Source organism: Nonomuraea sp. NPDC003727, from assembly GCF_053586935.1.
Window position 1 is genome coordinate 377,085 of sequence record NZ_JBSFNE010000005.1, and the last position, 19,638, is coordinate 396,722.

The window sequence follows — 19,638 nt, forward strand, 5'->3', positions numbered from 1 at the left end:
TCGACTGAGGAGTGCACGTTGCTGGGAATGGTGCTGGCCGCCGGGGCCGGACGACGCCTGCGGCCGTACACCGACACGCTGCCCAAGGCGCTCGTGCCGGTCGACGGAGACACGACGATCATGGACATCTCGCTGCGCAACCTCGCCGCGGTGGACCTGCGTGACGTCGTCGTCGTGGTCGGTTACGCGGCGCAGGCCGTACACGAGCGCAAGGCCGAGCTGGAGAAGCGGCACGGTGTGAAGCTCACCCTCGTGCACAACGACAAGGCCGAGGAGTGGAACAACGCCTACTCCCTGTGGTGCGCGCGCGACTACTTCGCCCAGGGGGCGCTGCTGGTCAACGGTGACACCGTGCACCCGGTCTCGGTCGAGGAGACGCTGCTGTCGGCGCCCGCGACCAGCGACATCCTGCTCGCCGTCGACGACGTCAAGAGCCTGGCCGACGAGGAGATGAAGGTCACGCTCGACGACGGCGCGCTCAAGCGGATCACCAAGCTCATGGACCCCGCCGAGGCCTACGGCGAGTACATCGGCGCCACGCTGATCAGGCCCGGCGCCGCCGCGCGCCTGGCCGACGCGCTGCAGGCGACCTTCGAGCGCGACCCGCAGCTCTACTACGAGGACGGCTACCAGGAGATGGTCGGGCGCGGCGAGAAGATCCACGTCGCGCCGATCGGCAAGGTCGAGTGGGTCGAGGTCGACAACCACGACGACCTGACCAAGGCCCGCGACATCGCCACCCGTTACTAGAGGAGGCTCGATGCCGCTTCTAGCGAGGATGCTGCCGGCGCCCCTCACCATGGAGGTACGGCGGGGCGCCGTCGCCCAGCTCGGCGCGCTGCTCGCCGACAGCAGGGTGGCCACCTCGGGCAGGGTCGCCGTGGCGGTCGGCCCGGGCCAGGGTGACCACATCGAGGGTCTCATCGCGCCGACCCTCACCGAGGCCGAGGTGTTCCGCGTCTCGGACGGCTCGGTCGAGGCGGCCGTCTCGCTCGGCGCCGACCTGCGCAAGGGCGCCTACGAGGTGGTCGTCGGCGTGGGCGGCGGCCGCACCATCGACGCCACTAAGTACGCCGCCTCGCTGGCGGGGATCCCGATGGTGGCCGTGGCCACCAACCTCTCCCACGACGGCATCTGCTCGCCGACCGCGTCGCTGGTCTACGAGGGCGGCAAGGGCTCCTTCGGCGTGCCGATGCCGCTGGCCATCCTGGTCGACCTCGACTTCGTCCACGCGGCGCCCGACGCGCTGGTGCGGTCCGGGGTGGGCGACGTGGTCAGCAACCTGTCGGCGATCGAGGACTGGCAGCTGGGCAACGTGGAGCGGGGCGAGCCGATCGACGGCCTGGCCTGCTCGATGGCGCGCACGTCGGCCGAGGCGCTGATCGGCCGTACCGACTCCATCGAGTCCGACGCGTTCCTCACCGTTCTGGCCGAGTCGCTGATCCTGTCGGGCATGTCCATGGTGATCGCCGGATCATCCCGTCCTTCCAGCGGCGGAGATCATGAGATCCTTCATGCCGTGGATCAGCTCTTTCCGGGCACCTCCAACCACGGCGAGCTCGCCGGGATCGGTGCCGCCTTCTGCTTCTTCCTCAGGGAGGACCAGGCCAGGCTGACGCAGGTGGTGAGTTGCCTCAGGCAGCACCAGCTCCCTGTCACGCCGGGCGACATCGGTCTCAGCGCCGAGCAGTTCACCGAGGCCGTCATGCTGGCGCCGGCCACCCGTCCAGGTCGCTACACGATCCTCGAGCACCTGCGTCTGTCGGAAACCGAGGTTCGTGATCGGGTGGAGAGCTATGTCCGGGCCTTCGGTAGCTGAGCTGCGGGCGGTCGCCCAGCCCGCCGGCACGATGGACCGCCAGAGCGGCGAGCACTGGGCCGGCTCGCTCTACATGCGCAAGCTGTCCATCTACGTGACCTGGGCGCTCGCCAAGACGCCGATCACGCCCAACCAGACCACCGGGCTGATGATCGTCACGGGGCTCGTCGCCGGAGCGGTGCTGGCGCTGCCTGGTCTGGCCGCGGCTGTCGCGTCCTTCCTGCTCGTCCAGCTCTACCTGCTGTTCGACTGCTCGGACGGCGAGCTGGCCCGCTGGACGCGCCGCACCTCGATCACCGGCGTCTACCTCGATCGCGTGGGCCACTACTTCTGCGAGGCGGCCCTGCTGATCGGGCTCGGCTTCCGGGCCTCGACCACGCTGCCCGACTGGTACACCGTGCTCGGCGTCGCCGCCGCGCTCGGCGCGATCCTGATCAAGGCGGAGACCGACCTGGTCGACGTGGCCAGGGCGCGCTCGGGCCTGCCGGCGGCGACCGAGTCGTCGGCCGGGCAGTTCCGGTCAGGGCTGATGGGGCTGGCGCGCAGGGTCATCGGCGCCACCAAGTTCCACCGCATCGTCCAGGCGGTGGAGCTGTCGATCCTCGCGGTGCTGGCCGCCGTGATCGACCTGGTCGTCGGCGACATCACCGCCACCAAGGTGCTTACCGTGGCGTGCGTGGTCGCCGCGGGCATCCAGGTCATTCTTCATCTGGTCAGCATTCTGGCTTCGAGGCGGCTAGCGTGAGTCGGAACCGTCGGGGCGCCGTACCCGTCGAAGGGATCAGACGCCCGCTGTTCGGTGGGGGTTCACTGACGGTTCCGATACTCTTGTCTCCATCAATCCGCATATTGGCAGACCCCAGCAGACTCGGTGATCATGAAAGAATGCTCCGCTCGTGCTCTCGACGCGTCAAGGCGATGACCCGTTGAAGATCTCGTGCGTCATCCTCACCATGGGCAACCGGGTCGCCGAGCTGAACCGGGCGGTCGAGTCCGCGCTCAACCAGATCGACGGCGACGTCGAGGTGGTCATCGTGGGCAACGGTGCCGACGTGCCCGCGCTGTCGGCGACACCGCCCGAGGGCTCTGCCGCGACCGTCAAAACCGTCCGCCTGGCGCACAACACCGGCATTCCCGCGGGGCGTAACCGCGGGGTCGAGGAGTGCTCGGGCGACGTGGTCCTCTTCCTCGACGACGACGGCTGGTACGCCAGCCAGAAGGTCGTCGCCCACGTCCGCGACCGCTTCGCCACCGAGCCCGACCTGGCCGTCATCTCCTTCCGCGTGATGGACCCCGACGGCGGCATCGGCCAGCGCCGCCACGTGCCGCGCCTGCGCGCGGGCGACCCGGAGCGCTCCTCACCCGTCACGACCTTCCTCGGCGGCGCCTCCGCCATCCGCAGGTCGGCCTTCCTCCAGGTGGGCGGGCTGCCGGAGCGGTTCTTCTACGCCCACGAGGAGACCGACCTGGCCTGGCGGCTGCTCGGCGAGGGCTACCGCATCGAGTACGACGCCCAGACCGTCATGTACCACCCGCAGGTGCCGCCGACCAGGCACGCGGACTTCTACCGGCTCAACGCCCGCAACCGGGTGTGGCTGGCGCGGCGCAACCTGCCGTGGCCGCTGGCGGCGTGGTACCTGCTCGACTGGGTGGTGCTCACCCTCTGGCGCGAACGGCGTTCGCCGGTCGCGCTGCGGGCCTGGTTCGAGGGCTTCCTGGAGGGGTTGCGCACTCCGGCGGGCGAGCGCAGGCCGATGGCGTGGCGTACGGCATGGCGTATGGTGAAGCTGGGCCGTCCCCCGATCGTCTGACCCGGTCCCGCGACTAGCCGGCTGCCGGATCCTCGGCGCTCGCCGCGTCGAAGGTCATGGACGCCCGCAGGGTCGTCGACATGAGCGCCCGCTTCGGCAGGCCCAGTTCGCTGAGCTCCTTGGCGACGGGATGGTTGCCCAGCCGGACGAGTGCCCCGCCGGGACGTACACGCATCGCGCTGCCCCACATCCTGGCGGGGACGCGGCGGGTGACCCCGTCCTGGTGGGTGTAGGCCGTCAGCGGCGCCGCCGCGCCGGGCACCGGCAGCCCGGGTTTCACCAGCATGTCGATGACCAGCCGCCCGTCCTTGCGCAGGATGCACCGCTTGTAGGGCGACGACAGGCGCAGCTCGATGTCGGCGAGCTCCTTGGGGAAGCCCCAGATCGTCCGGCCCGCCTCCAGCGTGAAGCCCTGGTCCACCGGCAGCCAGTGGACGAACGCGCCCGCCGACCTCAGCGTGGCGGGCCCCGCGGTACGCGGGCGCGGGCTGCCCGGCGGACGCACCAGGAAGGTGACGCCGAACTCGTGGTAGGAGTCGAGGTCGCTGTCGCGGTACTCGACGAACACCAGCGTGCAGATGGCCTTGCCTGGCAGTACCTCGGCCACGTCGAGCCCCGAGTAGGCGATCACCGCGCGGGCCGCGTCGGCGCGGACCGGGTACATGGCGCTGCAGACCGTGGCGTCGGTCACCCTCACGGGCATGGTGATCGTGCGGCCCTGGATCAGATGCGAAGCCATGGCTCCAGTACATGTGACCATCAGGCCCTCCGTCCACGTCTTGCCGCAACTCCGCCGGGGGAAGGCGTCAGACGGCCAGTTCGTGGGCGACGCCCGCCCAGTTCTCCAGGCGCCCGACGAACGCCGCCGCCTGGTCGGGCCAGTGGTGGTGGCGGCGGGCGAGCGCGTTGCCCGCCGCGCCCAGCTTCGCGCGCCGCTCGGGGTCCTCCTTGAGGTCCAGCAGCGCGTTCAGGGCGGCGTCCACGTCCCCGTACGGCACGACCGACCCGCAGCCCGCCTGCTCCACCACAGCGGCGGCCACGGGCGTCGTGACGACGGGCACGCCGCGGCCCATGTAGTCGAGGACCTTGGTGGGCGGCCTGGCGGAGGGCTCGCGCCACAGGCACACCCCCGCGAGAGCGCCCTCGGCCATGCGGAGGGCGTGCCGGTTGGGCACGTAGCCGTACCAGTCGAGCAGGCCCACCCGCTGGGCGTCGCGCAGGAGGGGCCTGACCTCGCGGTCGGCGGCCCCGATGAGGTCGAGCCTGATCCCGTGGGGCACCAGCCGATGGGCCAGGTCGATCAGCTCCTGGACGCCCTTGGGCGTGGTCAGCCGTCCGATGTGGACGATCCTGGTGTCACCGGGTGGCGGCGGCGCGGTGGCGGCCTGGGTGGCCTCGGCGGCGTCGGGTTCGAGCACGTGGTGCAGCCGCCGGGCCCGGGTGACGAGCCCGCGGCCCAGCGTCCCCACCGGCTCGTCGCGGATGTCCAGCACGACCGGCGGATGCCGGAACGGCAGCGCCAGCAGCAGCTCGGGCTCGTGCAGGATCAGCAGGTCGGCGTCCTTGGCCCCACGCCTGAGCGCGGCCCGCGGCACGCCGCCCCGCCTGACGTCGATCGCGGTGATCGGCGGCACGGGCGTCACGTTGAAGTGGGTGTAAGGAGCGACGTAGGTCACCTCGTGGCCCGCGTCGAGCAGCGCCCTGATCTGCCGGTGCATGATCCGGGCGTCCTCGGGATGATGAAGGGTGGTGCCGACGCAAACGCGCATAAAGGCGATGGTGCGCGGCTATGCCATCACCTGCGTGAATGCGAAGGGAACTGCCGTTTAACTTCCGGACGGCCGGCGGTAGAGCCACGTCAGGCGCGGCTCGAGCACCCACTTGAACACCGTGCGCGTCTCGGGCAGGCACAGCACGATGGCGAGCGCGAACGCGCTGGTGCTGATCGCCAGCACCCCCAGCGGCCCGTGCAGCCAGGGCAGGTCGAGCCAGCCCATCTCCTTGGCGATCAGCACGGGGATGCCGTGGAGCAGGTAGCAGTAGAGCGTGCGGGTGCCGAGGTCGGTGTACCAGGTCTCGCCGCGCGGCACCAGCGCGAGGAAGGCGAAGCACATCGCCAGCGAGGCGAGCAGCAGCCCCGCCCGCAGCCCGAGACCCATGTACCACGACAGGTCCATGTCCTGGAAGCTGTGCTTGAAGTAGAACGGCTTCAGCGACCACGGGCCGAGCCCGATGTAGATCGCCACGCCCGCGGCGGCCAGCAGCGTCACGGCCGCGACGACCTTGACCCAGACGCGGTTGAGCATCTCGAAGTGCTCGGGCTGCATCACCAGGCCGATCACGAAGAACGGCAGCAGGCCGAAGAAGCGGTCCATGCTGAAGTCGCCGGAGATCTGCGAGAACCCGGCGAACAGGTAGATCGCGATGGCCACGGGGACGGGCTGCCGCATCCGCTTCCACACCGGTGTGGACAGCCGCCAGAACAGCAGCGCCAGCAGGTACCAGTTCAGCCAGGCCGGGTCGATGATCGTCAGGCTCCACTTCTGCCCGAGGGAGAAGCGCAGCGCCGCGTAGCCGATCTCCACGATCACGTACGGCATGACGAAGGTGTCGACCAGCTTGTTGGTCTTGGCGTTGGAGTTCCAGAAGTTCCTGGACAGGTAGCCGCTGATGATGACGAACAGCGGCATGTGGAAGGTGTAGACGAAGACGTAGAGCGCCTTGGAGGAGTCGGCGTCGAGCGTGGGCACCAGCGAGTGGCCCACCACCACGAGCGAGATCAGCAGGAACTTGACGTTGTCGAGGTACGGCTCGCGCTTGCGCGGCTTCGGCCGTTCGGGCTCGCTCTCGCCGGGACTCTCCTGCGCGCCTTCGGCGGGACGCTCCTGCGCGGGCTCGCCGGGCCGCTGCTGCTGCGGCGCGGGGGCCGAACCCCAGAAGGAGGCCTCCGCCGGCTGCTCGCCCCACATCGCGCCCTGCTGGGGCGGCTCGCCCGGCCCTGGCCGGCGGGTGTCCACCCGTCCCGTCTCGGCAGGCGGCGCCCCCGCGGCGGCGCGCGCGGTGCCGTTGCTGCTGTGGGCCGGAACCGGGAAGGGCGATCGGGGGTCACTCACGGTGGGGACGCTCAGCTATCTATCGGGGCCGGTGATCGCAAGCCACGGTAACCGTGGCTTCATGCACACGCCTAGCAGGATGCCGAATCGCGTTGGCGGTCTGACAACAGTAATGGCCTGTGCGGCGGATGTCGCGGCGGAGACGGGGGAAACGGAGGGAATCCACAGGGAATCTGGAGGTTGACTGGCAGGCAGGGAGCGAGTCAGAAGACCCGCTCCGTGCCCGTCCGTGACGGTCGTCCATCGACGGGCGCTAGGAGCAGATGTTCTTGGTATCGGCCTTGATGGCCGTCTCCTTGATGCCGTCGGGGATCTCCGTGCGGACACCGGTGAAATCGTCACCGATCAGCAGCTGGATGACCGGGGCCGCGTCGGCGCCGGTGTCCGACACGGTCTGGGTCGAGGCGCCGCCGCCGGTGAACGGTGCCGGGTTGACGACCTTGACCTTGCCCTTGGTGGCGGCCCGTTTGGTGCCGGACAGCTTGCCGGCGAGCACGTCGGCGTAGTCGGGGCCGGTGGTGTCGCGCTTGCCGTACAGGAGCTTGGTGGTCGGCTGGCTGGTGCCGGCCGCGGTGAGGGCGTTGCCCGTGCCGACGACCTGGAAGCCCAGGTCGGACAGCTGCTTGGCCACCTCGCCCGCCCTGCCGACGGTGGTGGTGCCGTTGATGACCTGGACCTTGACCTGTTGCACCTTCGGCACGACCTTCTTGACCGTGGTCGACGGGGCCGGATCGGGCAGCTGGGTGTCGTTCTTGATGGCCGCGAAGAGCGCCGGCGCGGTGGCGGTGTTCCAGATGACGCGGTTCTTGTCCTGGGGGTCGTCCAGGACGGGAACCGTGTAGAACTGGACCTTGCTCGCCGTGAGCGACTTGGCGCTCTGGGCGATCTCGAGGAGCTTGGTGGTGTTGTTGGCCAGTTCCGGGTCCATGGTGACCGAGGAGGCCGCCGCGTTGATCAGGCTGATCAGCTCGGTGGGGTTGGTCAGCACCCCGCCGCTGGTGACCTTCTTGACCACCTGGCTGGCGAAGATCTGCTGCCGTTTGATGCGCTGGAGGTCGCTGCCGTTGCCGTAGGCGCGCAGGCGGACGTAGCCGAGGGCCTGCTCGCCGTTCAGTGTGGAGCGGCCCGCCGGCAGCTTGAGCTTGGACTTCCGGTCGTCGACGGGGTTGGCCAGGCAGATCTCGATGCCGCCGAGGGCGTCGACGATGCTCTTGAAGCCGTTGAAGTCGATCTCGACATGGTGGTCGATGGGGATGCCGGTCAGGCTCTCGATCGTGGTGATCGTGCAGGCGATGCCGCCGGTGTTGTAGGCCGAGTTGATCATGCCACGGGCAGGCGGCATGATCACGCCGGGCTGGCCGTCCTTCTCGCACCTGGGGATCTCGACCATCGAGTCGCGCGGGAAGCTGACGAGCGTGGCCTTGTCGCGCGCTGGAGAGATGTGCATCAGGATCATCGTGTCGGTGCGCTTGCCTGAGTCGCGCATCGAGTCGATCTTGCCGTACTTGGCGTTGCCGTCGCCGTGGCGGGTGTCGGAGCCGACGATCAGCACGTTGAGCGCGCCGGTGGCGTTCACCGGGCGCTTGTTGACGATCTTGCCGTTGACGTCATCGGTCTTGATCTTGCTGAACGCGCTGCGATAGACCGTGTAGCCGGTCAGCGAGCCGGCGACCATCAGGCCGGTGACCGCGATGCTGGCCCACGCCATGCCGCTCAGCTTCCTGCGGCCGCCGCCACCGCCGCGGTGGCCGCGGGGCTCCTCCGGTGGACGGGGTGGTGGGGGCGGGGACGCGGCGCCGGCCCTGCGGGAGGACCGGTGGCCGGGACCGGCCGGTACGACCAGGCGATCCTGGACGTCGACGCTCCTGTGGTTGCTCATACGATCCCCTCACCCGAGGGCGGGGAGTCCGTGTTCGGCGTGCTGCTCACCACGGCCTCCTCGTCCGGAGATTCGGAGCCCGCTTCATGCTGGCTCGGTCGATCGCTCATCGCGCCATGAGACTAAGTCACTGTAAGCGTTGCCGGAGCCATGATCGACCTAATCGGTCGTGACCCGAGCGTGATGATCCAGACCCAGAGCTTACTCAGACTCGGACATTTCATGGAATGTGGATGTGCAAAATTTTACGGTTTGGGGCTGCCGGAGAGCGCCGCGGCCAGGCAGGCGAGCGGTACGGCCGGCAGCGTGTAGCGGTAGTCGAACTCGGCCACGGCGGGCGGCACGATCAGCAGCACCCATGCCGTCGACCAGGGCAGCAGCCACGCGCCCTGGTAGCTCCTGCGCCTGATCGCCATGACCGGCGGGACGAGCAGGATCACCAGGAGGGCGGCGCCCGGCAGGTGCGCCACGTCCTGGTAGGCGCGCATCCAGCCGGCGAACGGCTCCACGATGTCCGTGCCAATAGCGCCATTTTCGTATTTTTGTGCGAATTGTGCGCCGACTTGGGCGGGATAACGGCCCGGCGGTCCCGGGGGATTCACAGGGAACTCGTAGTAGCCGTAGATTTCCGTGTCCGGATAGACCGGCCTGCCCAGCTCGAAGGTGCGGGCCAGCTCCGACAGCACCGAGCCCGCGTAGTCGAGCGGCTGGGCGCGGATGGCCAGCAGCGCGAACCTGCCCGCCAGCTCGTCGTTGGCCCGGGAGAAGGTGATGCCGGGCAGCTTCACCAGCGGCGCGTCCTTGGCCCAGATGTACTCCTGCGACGGCGGCCGCCGGCCCGCCGGACGCGGGTCGCACAGCACGGCCAGGTCGGCGGGCGGATCCATCCTGGCGCAGTCGGCGAACGACATCGTGCGGGCGTAGAGGAAGACGCCGTTGGCGCCCACGATGCCGACCCGCTGGTAGGTGGCGTGGAACCAGGCTCCGTAGGCCAGCACCGGCAGCAGCGCGGCCGCCGCCATGACGCCGGCCGGCCCGATCCGCCTGCGCAGCAGCAGCCACGCGCCGATGACCACGACGAGCGGCTGGCCGACGGTCCTGGTGAGGGAGGCGAAGGCCAGCAGCAGCCCGATGGCGAGAGCCGTACGCCAGGTCAGGTTCTTCCTGATGGCCAGGACCACGGCCGCCACCACCAGGAACGTGAACAGCGCGTCGGAGACCAGCAGGTGCTCCAGCTCGATCTGGTAGGCGTCGAGCAGCACGGGAACGGCGGCCAGCGTGGCCGCCCACCGCGGCACCCTGCGGGCGGCCAGGTAGACCAGGACGCCGGTGGCCAGGCCCAGCAGGTGCTGAACGGCGGTCACGGCCGCGAAGCTGTGGAAGGGCTGCAGCAGCTTGAGGAAGAGCGAGTAGCCCGCCGGGCGCACCAGGTCGGGGCGCGGGTGGAAGACGGTGACGATGTAGGTGTAGGAGTCGGGGAACCACAGCGCGGGCCGGTAGCCCAGCATCGTGATCGCCCGCAGCAGGGCGCCGAGCGCGAACACGGCCAGGAACCAGCGGTGCCGCCGGGCCCACGGGCCTGCCGCCTTCCGCGCCCTCGCCGCCGCGTCGCGCGACGCCCGGGCGAGCCGTCGCGTCCAGGCCACTCGCCTCCAGGCCGTCAGCCCGGTCTCCACCCCGCGTGTCCTCCGTCCCCGACGCTGCAGCCACCGGCCGGGCGGCACCCGACGCCAGCCGTACGCTACCCGCTCCTGCCACCGCTCCCGGCTACGCGGCGTCTCGCGCCCGGCGCGCCCGTCGTGACCCCGGCCACGGCCGGGTGGTGTGAGCGGTGGCCCGCGTTGGATAGCCTCCCGATCAACTGATGAGACTGGCCTGGTTCGATCAGACGCGCGGACCGTCGGCGGGCAGGGTGCTCGCCGTCGTCTCCGTGCTGCCCGCCCTCGCCGTGGCGAGCTGGCTGCTGGCCGGGCTGCCGCTGCTGCTGGCCGGCTGGTTCCGCCCGCTGCCCACCCTGGCGCTCAGCGTCGTGGTCCTCGTGGCGCTGTGCGGGATCACGCTGCCCAGGATCACCGACCTCGACGCCACGGCCTGGCAGGCCGGCGGCGTCGTCGGGATCGCGTTCGGCTCGCTGGTCTTCAACGCCGTCCTGCACAGCGAGCAGCTCATCGTCCGCCGCGACCCCGCCACCTACGCCCAGTACGCCATCTGGATCGCCAGGAACGGCTTCCTGCCCATCCCGCAGCAGGCCGACGCGTTCGGCGGCCCCGACCCCGCACTGCGCTTCGACAGCATGGGCTTCTACGACTCCGACGGCGCGGTCGTGCCGCAGTTCCTGCCGGGCCCGCCGATGCTCTACGCCGCGGGGGAGTGGCTGGGCGGGCTGCTGCTCACGCCGCCCGTGCTCGGCGCGCTCGCCGTGCTCGTCGTGGCGGGGGTGGTGGCCAGGCTGGCGGGCGCCCGGTGGGCCCCGCTCGCGGCGCTGACCTTCGCGATCAGCATGCCGATCCTCTACACCTCGCGCGCCACGTTCAGCGAGATCGCCTCCGTCATCCTGATCTTCGGCGGCATCGCCCTTCTGCACGACGCCCACGACAGGTGGGAGACGGCCGTGGCGGGGCTGGTGTTCGGGCTGGCGGTGCTCGTGCGCATCGACGCGCTGCGCGACGTGCTGCCGGTGCTCGCCTTCGGCGGGCTGCTGGTCGCGCTGCGGCGCGGCTTCTCCCTGCTGGCGGGGCTGGCCGTGGGCGTGGGGCTGGGCTTCGTCGCGGCATGGGTGTTCGCGGGGCCCTACCTCGACTACCTGTCCCGTTCGGTGCGTCCGCTGCTGCTGATCTGTGTCGTGGTTCTGGTCCTGACCGCCGTCGGCACGGCGCTGGCGGGACGGCTGGCGCGGATCAGGCCGCCCCGGCGGCTGCCCGAGATCGGCGCAGCCCTGGTCGTCCTGGTCATGGTCGGCCTGGCCGTACGGCCGTGGGTGCAGACGGTGCACCGCACCCCCGTCACCGTCGAGGACCGGACCACCTTCCGGTTCCTCGAGGCGACCCAGAAGGCCAACGGCCTGCCCGTCGACGGCACCCGGCTCTACTTCGAGGACTCGCTGTTCTGGGTGGTCTGGTACGTCGGCGTCCCCGTCGTCGTGCTGGCGACGCTGGCCGCGGCCGTCCTGGTCAGGCGGATGCTGCGCGGCTCCTCCGGCGAGTGGTTGCTGCCGCTGGCCGTCATCGGCTGGACCACCGTCACCACCCTGCTGCGTCCCGAGATCACCCCCGACCACCCGTGGGCCACCCGCCGCCTGGTGCCGATCGTCATCCCCGGCCTGATCGCGCTGGCCATGTGGGGGCTGGCCTGGTCGCGCGACAAGCTGGGCCGGCGGGGCCACGGCACGCGCTGGTTCGCCGCGGCCGGCGCGGTGCTCGTCCTCGTGCCGGTGGCGGTCGTCTCCATCGGCACCGCCTTCACCCCCGTCGAGCGCGGCGAGCGCGCCGCCGTCGCCGGGCTGTGCGCGCGGATCCCCCCCGACGCCTCCGTGCTGATCGTCGAGCGGGTCACCGCCGACCGGTTCACGCAGGTCGTGCGCGGCACCTGCGGCCTGCCCACGGCACAGGTGAACAGGTCGTCGGGGTTCGACGTGGCCGCGCCGGGTGAGGTCCGCCGGCTGGTCGAGCGCATCCGCGCGGCGGGCCGCCGGCCCGTCCTGCTGGCCGCCGAAAGCCGCCAGCTGGCGCCGTACGGCACGCCGCGGCACGTGGTCTCCCTCGACACCCGCCAGGACGAGCGCTCGCTCGTCGAGCCGCCCAACGGGACGTGGCGTCTGGTGGTCGACGTGTGGATGGCGCTGCCGGTGTAAGAGCGAGGTGAGCGGGCAGTGGGGGTGGCCAAGGAGCCACGATCACATTCCAGGTAACGGTACCCTCGTCCCACGTGAGCACGCTTGAGCCCCCCGAGACTGGATCCGCTGTGGAAGCTACGCCGTACGTCACGATCGTCCTGCCCTGCTACAACGAGCAGGACCACGTCATTGACGAGGTCGAACGCATCACCGAGGCGATGGACTCGAGCGGCTACACCTACGAGCTGGTCGCGGTCGACGACTGCTCGACCGACGAGACGCTGGTCAGGCTGCAGGAGGCGGCTCCGCGTTTCCCGCACATGCGCATCCGCGCCTTCCACCGCAACGGCGGCTCGGGCACGGTCCGCAGGATCGGCACCCAGGAGGCGCGCGGCGAGATCGTCGTGTGGACCGACGCCGACATGACCTACCCGAACGAGCGGATCCCCGAGCTCGTCCAGATCCTCGAGAAGGACCAGACGGTCGACCAGGTCGTGGGCGCGCGGACCAGCGAGGAAGGCTCGCACAAGCTGCTGCGGGTGCCCGCCAAGTGGGTGATCCGCAAGATCGCGGAGAAGCTCGCCGGGCAGAAGATCCCCGACCTCAACTCGGGGATGCGCGCGTTCCGCAAGTCGGTGGCCAGGCCGTACCTGAGGCTGCTGCCTCCCGGTTTCTCCTGCGTCACGACGATCACGCTGTCGTTCCTGTCGAACCAGCACGACGTCTACTACCTGCCGATCGACTACGCCAAGCGGGCGGGCAAGTCCAAGTTCAGCTTCGTCAGCGACGCCTACCGCTACATCCTGCAGGTGCTGCGGATGGTGATGTACTTCAACCCGCTCAAGGTCCTGATGCCGCCCGCGCTGTGGCTGGTGGTCCTCGGCCTGGGCAAGGGCGTCTACGACGTGGCCCGCTACGGCTTCTACCTCACCAGCAACACCATCGTGATCTTCCTGTCCGGCATGCTGATCGGCTCGGTCGCGCTGCTGGCCGACCTGATCGTGAGGTCGCGCGGCGAATGAGGATCGCGATCGTCGGCCCCACCTACCCGTACAAGGGCGGCGGGGCCCAGCACACCACCGAGCTGGCGCGCCGGCTCGCGGCTCTGGGCCACGACGTGGTGATCGAGTCGTGGAAGGCGCAGTACCCGTCCTTCCTCTACCCGGGGCAGCAGACGATCGACGTGCCCGAGGGCGAGCCGTACCCGAAGACGTGCAGGAAGCTCGACTGGCGCAGGCCCGACGGGTGGCTGGCGGCGGGCCGCCGGTTCAGGACCGCCGACCTGGTGATCCTGGCCGTCCTCAGCCCGGTGCAGGTGCCGCCCTATCTCGGCATCGCGTACGGCGTGGGCCGCGCGGCCAGGGTCGTGGCGCTGTGCCACAACGTGCTGCCGCACGAGCGCAAGCCCTGGGACGAGCCGCTGATGAGGGCGCTGCTGCGGCGGGTCGACGGCGTGCTCACCCACTCCGAGGAGCAGGCGGAGCTGGCCAGGAGCCTGACGGGCAGGCCGGTCAGCACGGCCGCGCTGCCGCCCCACCTGCCCGCCAGGAGTCAGGCCAGGGGCGAGGGCGTCCACCGCAGGCTGCTGTTCTTCGGCATCGTCCGCCCCTACAAGGGGCTCGACCTGCTGCTCAGGGCGCTGCCCGAGGGGGTCTCGCTGACCGTGGCGGGCGAGTTCTGGGGCGGGATCGAGCAGACGAAGGCGCTGGTCGCCGAGCTCGGCATCGGTGACCGGGTCGAGCTCAGGCCGGGCTACGTGGCCGCCGCCGACGTACCCGCGCTGTTCGCCGCGGCCGACGCGCTCGTCCTGCCGTACCGGCACGCCACCGCCAGCCAGAACGTCTGGCTGGGCCACGAGCACGGGGTGCCGGTGATCGCGACGCGGGTCGGCGCGCTGGCCGACAACGTCCGCGACGGCGTCGACGGGCTGCTGGTCGAGCCCGGTGACGTCGAGGCGCTGCGCAAGGCGATCGAGCGCTTCTACGAGGACCCGGAGCGGCTGCGCGCGGGCGTGCGGGCGGTCGACCCCGAGCCCTACTGGAGCGACTACACCGACACGCTCCTCGGGGCCTGAGAGGATGCGGGTGTGGTGAGGGAAAAGCAGCTGGAGTACTCCGAGTTCCAGTCGGCGATGCTCGACGAGGCGAAGCGCCGGCGCAAGGCCGCGAAGATCATCGCGGTGCTGGAGCACTTCCACGGGCCGCTCGACGGGCTGACGGTCGGCGACATCGGCTGCTCGGCCGGGTTCATCGCCGACGAGCTGGCCGCGGCGGGCGCGGGCCGCACGCTGGGCATCGACATCGACGTGCCGGGCCTGCGCAAGGCGGCCGACAGGTTCGGCAAGCGGGTGGCCTTCATCTGCGGCGACGGCACCGCGCTGCCCTTCCCCGACGGCTCGGTCGACGTGCTGGTCTTCAACCACATCTACGAGCACGTCATCGACCCCGACGCGGTCGTGGCCGAGATGCACCGCGTGCTGTCCGACGACGGCGTCCTCTACCTCGGCCTCGGCAACAAGCTCGGCATCATGGAGCCGCACTACAAGCTGCCGTTCCTGTCCTACCTGCCGCCCGCGCTCGCCGACCGCTACGTCCGCGCCTTCGGCCGGGCCGACCACTACTACGAGCGCTTCCGCACCCGGCGCGGCCTGCGCCGGATGACCCGCGCCTTCCACGTGTGGGACTACACCTTCCCCGTGCTGGCCACGCCCGCGGCCTTCGCCGGCGGCGAGCTGTTTCCCGGAGCGCTGGGCAGGCTCGTCAAGACCGTGCTGGCCAGGACACCGCGCGGCGTGCTCAAGCTGATGCTCCCGCTGGTGCCGACCTACCTGTGGGTGGCCACCAAGCGGCCGCGCACCCCCGCGGGCGCCAGGCTCCCGCAGCCGCCGGAGCGACTGTGAAGAAGGCGGTACGGCTCGGCTTCCTGCTGGTCGCCCTCGGCTTCGGGGCCTGGGTCGTCGCCAAGCAGTGGGACTCCGTGCTGGCCGGGTTCGCCAGGCTGACCTGGCCCATGGTGGCCGGCTCGCTCGTCTCCGTCGTCGCCGCCCTGCTGGCCGCCATGCTGACCTGGCGCACCCTGCTGGCCGATCTGGGCTCCCCGTTGCGGCTCAGACCGGCGGCCAGGGTGTTCTTCGTCGGCCAGCTCGGCAAGTACATCCCCGGCGCGGTCTGGCCGGTGCTCGCCCAGATGGAGATGGGCAAGGACCTCGGCGTGCCACGCGCGCGCAGCGCGGCGGCCTTCTTCCTGATGATGCCGATCCAGCTGGCCACCGGGCTGCTGGTCACGCTGGTCACGCTCGGCTGGGACCGCTTCGGCTGGGCGCTGCTGCTCATCCCGGTGCTCGCCGTGCTGCTCGAACCCAAGGTGATCAACTCGCTGATCGGCTTCGGCCTGCGCAAGCTGAAGCGCGAGCCGCTCGAACGGCCGCTGACCCGCAGGGGCATGCTGGCCGCGCTGGCCTGGTCCGTGGCCGGCTGGACCGCCTACGGCGCCCACCTCTACCTGCTGGCCGCCGACATGGGCGCCTCGGGCGGGCTGCTGTTCTCCGTCGGCGCGTTCGCGCTGACGTGGTGCCTGGGCATCATGACCTTCGTCGTGCCTGCCGGGGCGGGGGTGCGCGAGGCGGCCATGGTGGCGGTGATGTCGCCCGTGCTCGACCGCGGCTCGGCGCTCGCGCTCGCGCTCTGCTCCCGCATGGTGATCATCCTCGGGGATCTCGTCTGCGCCGCCATCGCGGGCGCCGCCGCCAAGTCCGCCATGGACCGCAATTCCGTGTGATTCGCCCCACACGGTCGTAGGGTTGAGGGCAGGCGAGGGTCTTCTGGGGAGGGATCTTTCGTGATACCCCGAGTGCTCATCGACGCGGCCGCCGTGCCGGCCGATCGTGGCGCGCTGAACAGGTATGTCGACGGGCTCGTCGGTGGGCTCCACCGGGCGGGCGCCGATGTGAGCGTGGCCTGCCAGCGGGCCGACGCCGACCGGTACGCCAGGATCGCGCCGTCGGCCAGAGTGGTGCCGGGGCCCGCCTCCATCACCAACAAGGCGGCCAGGCTCACCTGGGAACAGTCCGGGCTGCCGCTGATCGCCCAGCGGGTGGGCGCCCAGGTCATCCACGCGCCCTACTACTCCATGCCGCTGCGCTCCGGCCTGCCCACCGTGGTGACCGTGCACGACGTCACCTGGTTCAGCCAGCCGGAGCAGCAGGAGTCCGTCTTCTTCCGGTCGGCCACCCGCACCGCCGTACGGCACGCTCACCGCGTGATCGTGCCGTCCAAGGCGACGCGCGACGAGCTGGTCAAGGTACTGGCCGCCGACCCGACCAGGATCGACGTGGCCTACCACGGCGTCGACCACGCGATGTTCCACTCGCCCAGCGAGGCGGAGATCGGGCGGGTGGCCGACCGGCTGGCGCTGCACGGCCGGCCGTACGTCGCCTTCCTGGGCGCGCTGGAGCCGCGCAAGAACGTGCCGAACCTGATCAGGGGCTTCGCCAGGGCCATCGAGGGGCTGCAGGACCCGCCCGCGCTGGTGATCGGCGGCGGCGTGCACGAGGCCGACGTCGACGCGGCCGTCAGCGAGGTGTCGGCGACGGTGAAGGTCGTCAGGCCCGGCTACCTGTCCTACGCCGACCTGCCGGGCTTCCTCGGCGGCGCGCTCGTGGTGGCCTTCCCCTCCATGGGTGAGGGCTTCGGGCTGCCGGTGCTGGAGGCGATGGCCTGCGGGACGCCCGTGCTCACCACGCGGCGCACCTCGCTGCCCGAGGTCGGCGGCGACGCGGTCGCCTACACCGAACCCGACTCCGACAGCATCGCCACCGCGCTCCGCCAGCTGCTCACCTCGGCCGAGCGGTGCGCGGGGCTCGCGGCCGCGGGCCTCGCCAGGGCGAAGGAGTTCAGCTGGGACGCCTCCGCGCAGGCGCATCTGTTGTCCTATCAACGCGCGGTCGAATAGTTGGGTAACCTCACGGGGTGATGGGAAGCTCCTTGCCAGGTCTTGAGGCCATACTCCTGGTCGGAGGCCAGGGAACGCGCCTGCGCCCACTGACGCTCGGCACACCGAAGCCGTTGTTGCCGACAGCCGGAGTTCCGTTCCTGGCGCACCAGCTCGCCCAGGCGCGCTCCTTCGGCGTACGGCGCATCGTGTTCGCCACGTCCTACAAGGCAGCGATGTTCGAGCCGGTCTTCGGCGACGGCTCCGCGATGGGCCTCGAACTGGTCTACATGACCGAGGAGACGCCGCTCGGCACCGGTGGAGCGATCCGGAACGCGGCCCAGGCGCTGACCGCGGGTCCCGACGACCCCGTGCTGATCCTCAACGGCGACATCCTGTCCGGGCACGACGTCGGCGACCAGGTCAGGCAGCACGTCGCCCGCGAGGCCGCGGTGACGCTGCACCTGACCGAGGTCGACGACCCGTCGCGGTTCGGCTGCGTGCCGACCGACGCCGACGGGCGGGTCACCGCGTTCCTGGAGAAGACCCCGCATCCCGTGACCAACCGCATCAACGCCGGGTGCTACGTCTTCACCCGGTCGGTGATCGACTCCATCCCGCCGGACGAGGTCGTGTCGGTGGAGCGGCAGACCTTCCCAGGGCTGATCGAGTCGGGCGCCCTGGTGCTCGGCTACGCCGACCGCAGCTACTGGCTCGACGTCGGCACCCCCGCCGCCTTCGTGCAGGGCTCGCGCGACCTGGTCCTCGGCCGGCTCAGCTCCCCGGCGCTGCCCGGGCCGACGGGCGAGTCGCTGACGCTCGACGGGGCCGTCGTGTCGCAGGAGGCCAAGGTCACCGGCGGCTCGGTGGTGGGGGCGCGGGCGGTGGTCGAGGCGGGCGCCTCGGTGCGCGGCAGCGTGCTCGGCGACGGGTGCGTGATCGAGAAGGGGGCGACGGTGGTCGACTCCCTCATCGGGCTCGGCGCGCGCATCGCCAAGGGCGCCACGGTGCGTGACTCGGTGATCGGCGACGGCGCGACCGTGGGGCCGGGCAACGAGCTGCAGGCGGGGGCCCGGATCTGGCCTGGCGTGGTGCTGCCGGAGTGCGCGGTCCGCTTCTCCAGCGACGCGTAGCCTGGCTGTCATGGACGGCCTCTCCCCGGCCCCGGACGCCCGCCCGGTCCGTACGGCGGCGCCCCGCCCCCTGCCGGCCGTGCGGCCGAGACCGGTGGCCGCGATGGAGCGGAGGCTGGCGGTCGGCGCCGACCACGCGCGGATCCTGGGGCCGCACCAGCACGGCGGGCACGACCCGACCTGGCACCGGGCCGCCGACGGCACCATCTGGCGCACCTGCCGCACCCCTGACGGTCCCGGCACCCTGCGCGTCACCAGATGGGGCGGCCAGGCGTGGGGGCCAGGCGCGGCGTGGCTGCTCGACTCGCTGCCCGGCCTGCTGGGCGCGGAGGACGATGTCTCCGGCTTCGTGGTGCACCATGACGTGCTGCGGGGCTACGGCGTGCCCGGGATCGGGCGCACCGGCCGGGTGCTCGAGGCACTGGTGCCCGCCGTCCTGGAGCAGAAGGTGGTCGGCCGGGAGGCGTGGCGCGCGTGGCGGTACCTGCTGCGCAGGTACGGCACGCCCGCGCCGGGGCCGGCGCCCGAGGGCATGCGGGTGATCCCCGAACCCGAGGTCTGGCGCCAGATCCCCGCCTGGGACTGGCATCGGGCGGGTGCGGAGGCCGTGCGCGCCAGGACGATCGCCACCGCGGCCTGGCATGCGGACAAGCTGGAAGCAGCCGCCGACTCCGCCTCGCTGGACCGGCTCCTGCGGGCGTTGCCCGGCATCGGAGTCTGGACGTCGGCGGAGGTTCGGCAGCGCTGCTGGGGCGATCCCGACGCGGTGAGCGTCGGCGACTACCATCTCGCCTCGATCGTGGGCTGGGCGTTGACGGGGCGAAAGGCCGACGACGCCGAGATGTTGCGGTTGCTCGAGCCGTACCGGGGGCACCGGCACCGGGCCTGCCTCCTGGTCGAGCTCACCGGGCGGCGGCCGCCCGCGCGCGGGCCTAGGCTGCCCGCCCGCGACTACCGGTCATTCTGAAAGGCGGCTTCCTCCAGTCCCTGCCGTCGCGCGAGTCGGTGCCCAGGAACGGGCCGGCGATGGCGAGGAGGGCGATGAGGCTGACGATGAAGATCCAGGACATGATGTGCTCCTTTTGCTCACCCCCAATTATTGTCTGTGCATCTATTTACGTC

17 protein-coding genes are annotated in these 19,638 nt (G+C 70.9%); 12 read left to right on the forward strand and 5 right to left on the reverse strand.

The genetic code is table 11. The features are described 5' to 3' along the window. Window positions 1-18: 18 nt before the first annotated feature. The 4 genes from ACWDLG_RS15940 (at window position 19) to ACWDLG_RS15955 (ending at window position 3,630) form a co-directional block, all read left to right on the forward strand. Window positions 19-750: a phosphocholine cytidylyltransferase family protein gene (locus ACWDLG_RS15940; RefSeq protein ID WP_449920380.1), complete on the forward strand. Its 732-nt coding sequence runs from the start codon at window positions 19-21 to the stop codon at window positions 748-750. 28 nt (window positions 751-778) lie between these two features. After that, window positions 779-1,819: an iron-containing alcohol dehydrogenase family protein gene (locus ACWDLG_RS15945; RefSeq protein ID WP_354906491.1), complete on the forward strand. Its 1,041-nt coding sequence runs from the start codon at window positions 779-781 to the stop codon at window positions 1,817-1,819. Further along, window positions 1,797-2,564: a CDP-alcohol phosphatidyltransferase family protein gene (locus tag ACWDLG_RS15950; RefSeq protein WP_354906038.1), complete on the forward strand. Its 768-nt coding sequence runs from the start codon at window positions 1,797-1,799 to the stop codon at window positions 2,562-2,564. The genes ACWDLG_RS15945 and ACWDLG_RS15950 overlap by 23 nt, the downstream gene beginning before the upstream one ends. A gap of 181 nt (window positions 2,565-2,745) precedes the next feature. Further along, a complete protein-coding gene (locus tag ACWDLG_RS15955; RefSeq protein ID WP_449920582.1) occupies window positions 2,746-3,630 on the forward strand; it encodes a glycosyltransferase family 2 protein in 885 nt (294 codons plus the stop codon). A 13-nt stretch (window positions 3,631-3,643) separates the two neighbouring features. Here ACWDLG_RS15955 and ACWDLG_RS15960 read toward each other — a convergent pair whose 3' ends face one another. The 5 genes from ACWDLG_RS15960 to ACWDLG_RS15980 all read right to left on the reverse strand — a co-directional run bounded on the left by ACWDLG_RS15960 (window position 3,644) and on the right by ACWDLG_RS15980 (window position 10,268). Then, window positions 3,644-4,369 (reverse strand): acetoacetate decarboxylase family protein, encoded by a 726-nt coding sequence (locus ACWDLG_RS15960; protein ID WP_449920383.1) that lies wholly within the window; start codon window positions 4,367-4,369, stop codon window positions 3,644-3,646. 67 nt (window positions 4,370-4,436) lie between these two features. Continuing rightward, a complete protein-coding gene (locus ACWDLG_RS15965; protein ID WP_449920386.1) occupies window positions 4,437-5,399 on the reverse strand; it encodes a glycosyltransferase in 963 nt (320 codons plus the stop codon). Window positions 5,400-5,456: 57 nt separating this feature from the next. Further along, window positions 5,457-6,743, reverse strand: a complete 1,287-nt coding sequence (locus ACWDLG_RS15970) for an acyltransferase family protein (RefSeq protein WP_449920389.1) — start codon at window positions 6,741-6,743, stop codon at window positions 5,457-5,459. Between the two features lie 253 nt (window positions 6,744-6,996). Continuing rightward, entirely contained in the window at window positions 6,997-8,622 is a 1,626-nt protein-coding gene (locus ACWDLG_RS15975) for an LCP family protein (RefSeq protein WP_449920392.1), read from the reverse strand. A 245-nt stretch (window positions 8,623-8,867) separates the two neighbouring features. After that, window positions 8,868-10,268 carry a hypothetical protein gene (locus ACWDLG_RS15980; protein WP_449920395.1) on the reverse strand — a complete coding sequence of 467 codons (1,401 nt, stop codon included), beginning with the start codon at window positions 10,266-10,268 and terminating at the stop codon, window positions 8,868-8,870. 218 nt (window positions 10,269-10,486) lie between these two features. Here ACWDLG_RS15980 and ACWDLG_RS15985 point away from each other — a divergent pair, with 218 nt between their 5' ends. The 8 genes from ACWDLG_RS15985 (at window position 10,487) to ACWDLG_RS16020 (ending at window position 19,483) form a co-directional block, all read left to right on the forward strand. Then, a complete protein-coding gene (locus ACWDLG_RS15985; RefSeq protein ID WP_449920398.1) occupies window positions 10,487-12,472 on the forward strand; it encodes a hypothetical protein in 1,986 nt (661 codons plus the stop codon). A 110-nt stretch (window positions 12,473-12,582) separates the two neighbouring features. Next, entirely contained in the window at window positions 12,583-13,476 is an 894-nt protein-coding gene (locus ACWDLG_RS15990) for a glycosyltransferase family 2 protein (protein ID WP_354906029.1), read from the forward strand. Further along, on the forward strand, window positions 13,473-14,528 hold the full coding sequence (locus ACWDLG_RS15995; protein ID WP_449920401.1) for a glycosyltransferase family 4 protein: 1,056 nt from the start codon (window positions 13,473-13,475) through the stop codon (window positions 14,526-14,528). The genes ACWDLG_RS15990 and ACWDLG_RS15995 overlap by 4 nt, the downstream gene beginning before the upstream one ends. A 15-nt stretch (window positions 14,529-14,543) precedes the next feature. Next, entirely contained in the window at window positions 14,544-15,353 is an 810-nt protein-coding gene (locus ACWDLG_RS16000; RefSeq protein ID WP_354906026.1) for a class I SAM-dependent methyltransferase, read from the forward strand. Beyond that, window positions 15,350-16,231, forward strand: coding sequence for a lysylphosphatidylglycerol synthase transmembrane domain-containing protein (locus tag ACWDLG_RS16005; protein WP_449920403.1), 882 nt, complete (start codon window positions 15,350-15,352; stop codon window positions 16,229-16,231). Before ACWDLG_RS16000 ends, ACWDLG_RS16005 begins: the two co-directional genes overlap by 4 nt. A 60-nt stretch (window positions 16,232-16,291) precedes the next feature. Further along, window positions 16,292-17,404: a glycosyltransferase family 4 protein gene (locus ACWDLG_RS16010; RefSeq protein ID WP_449920405.1), complete on the forward strand. Its 1,113-nt coding sequence runs from the start codon at window positions 16,292-16,294 to the stop codon at window positions 17,402-17,404. Window positions 17,405-17,424: 20 nt separating this feature from the next. Next, on the forward strand, window positions 17,425-18,516 hold the full coding sequence (locus ACWDLG_RS16015; protein ID WP_449920407.1) for a sugar phosphate nucleotidyltransferase: 1,092 nt from the start codon (window positions 17,425-17,427) through the stop codon (window positions 18,514-18,516). 10 nt (window positions 18,517-18,526) lie between these two features. Further along, window positions 18,527-19,483, forward strand: a complete 957-nt coding sequence (locus ACWDLG_RS16020) for a DNA-3-methyladenine glycosylase family protein (protein ID WP_449920410.1) — start codon at window positions 18,527-18,529, stop codon at window positions 19,481-19,483. Window positions 19,484-19,638 lie beyond the last annotated feature (155 nt).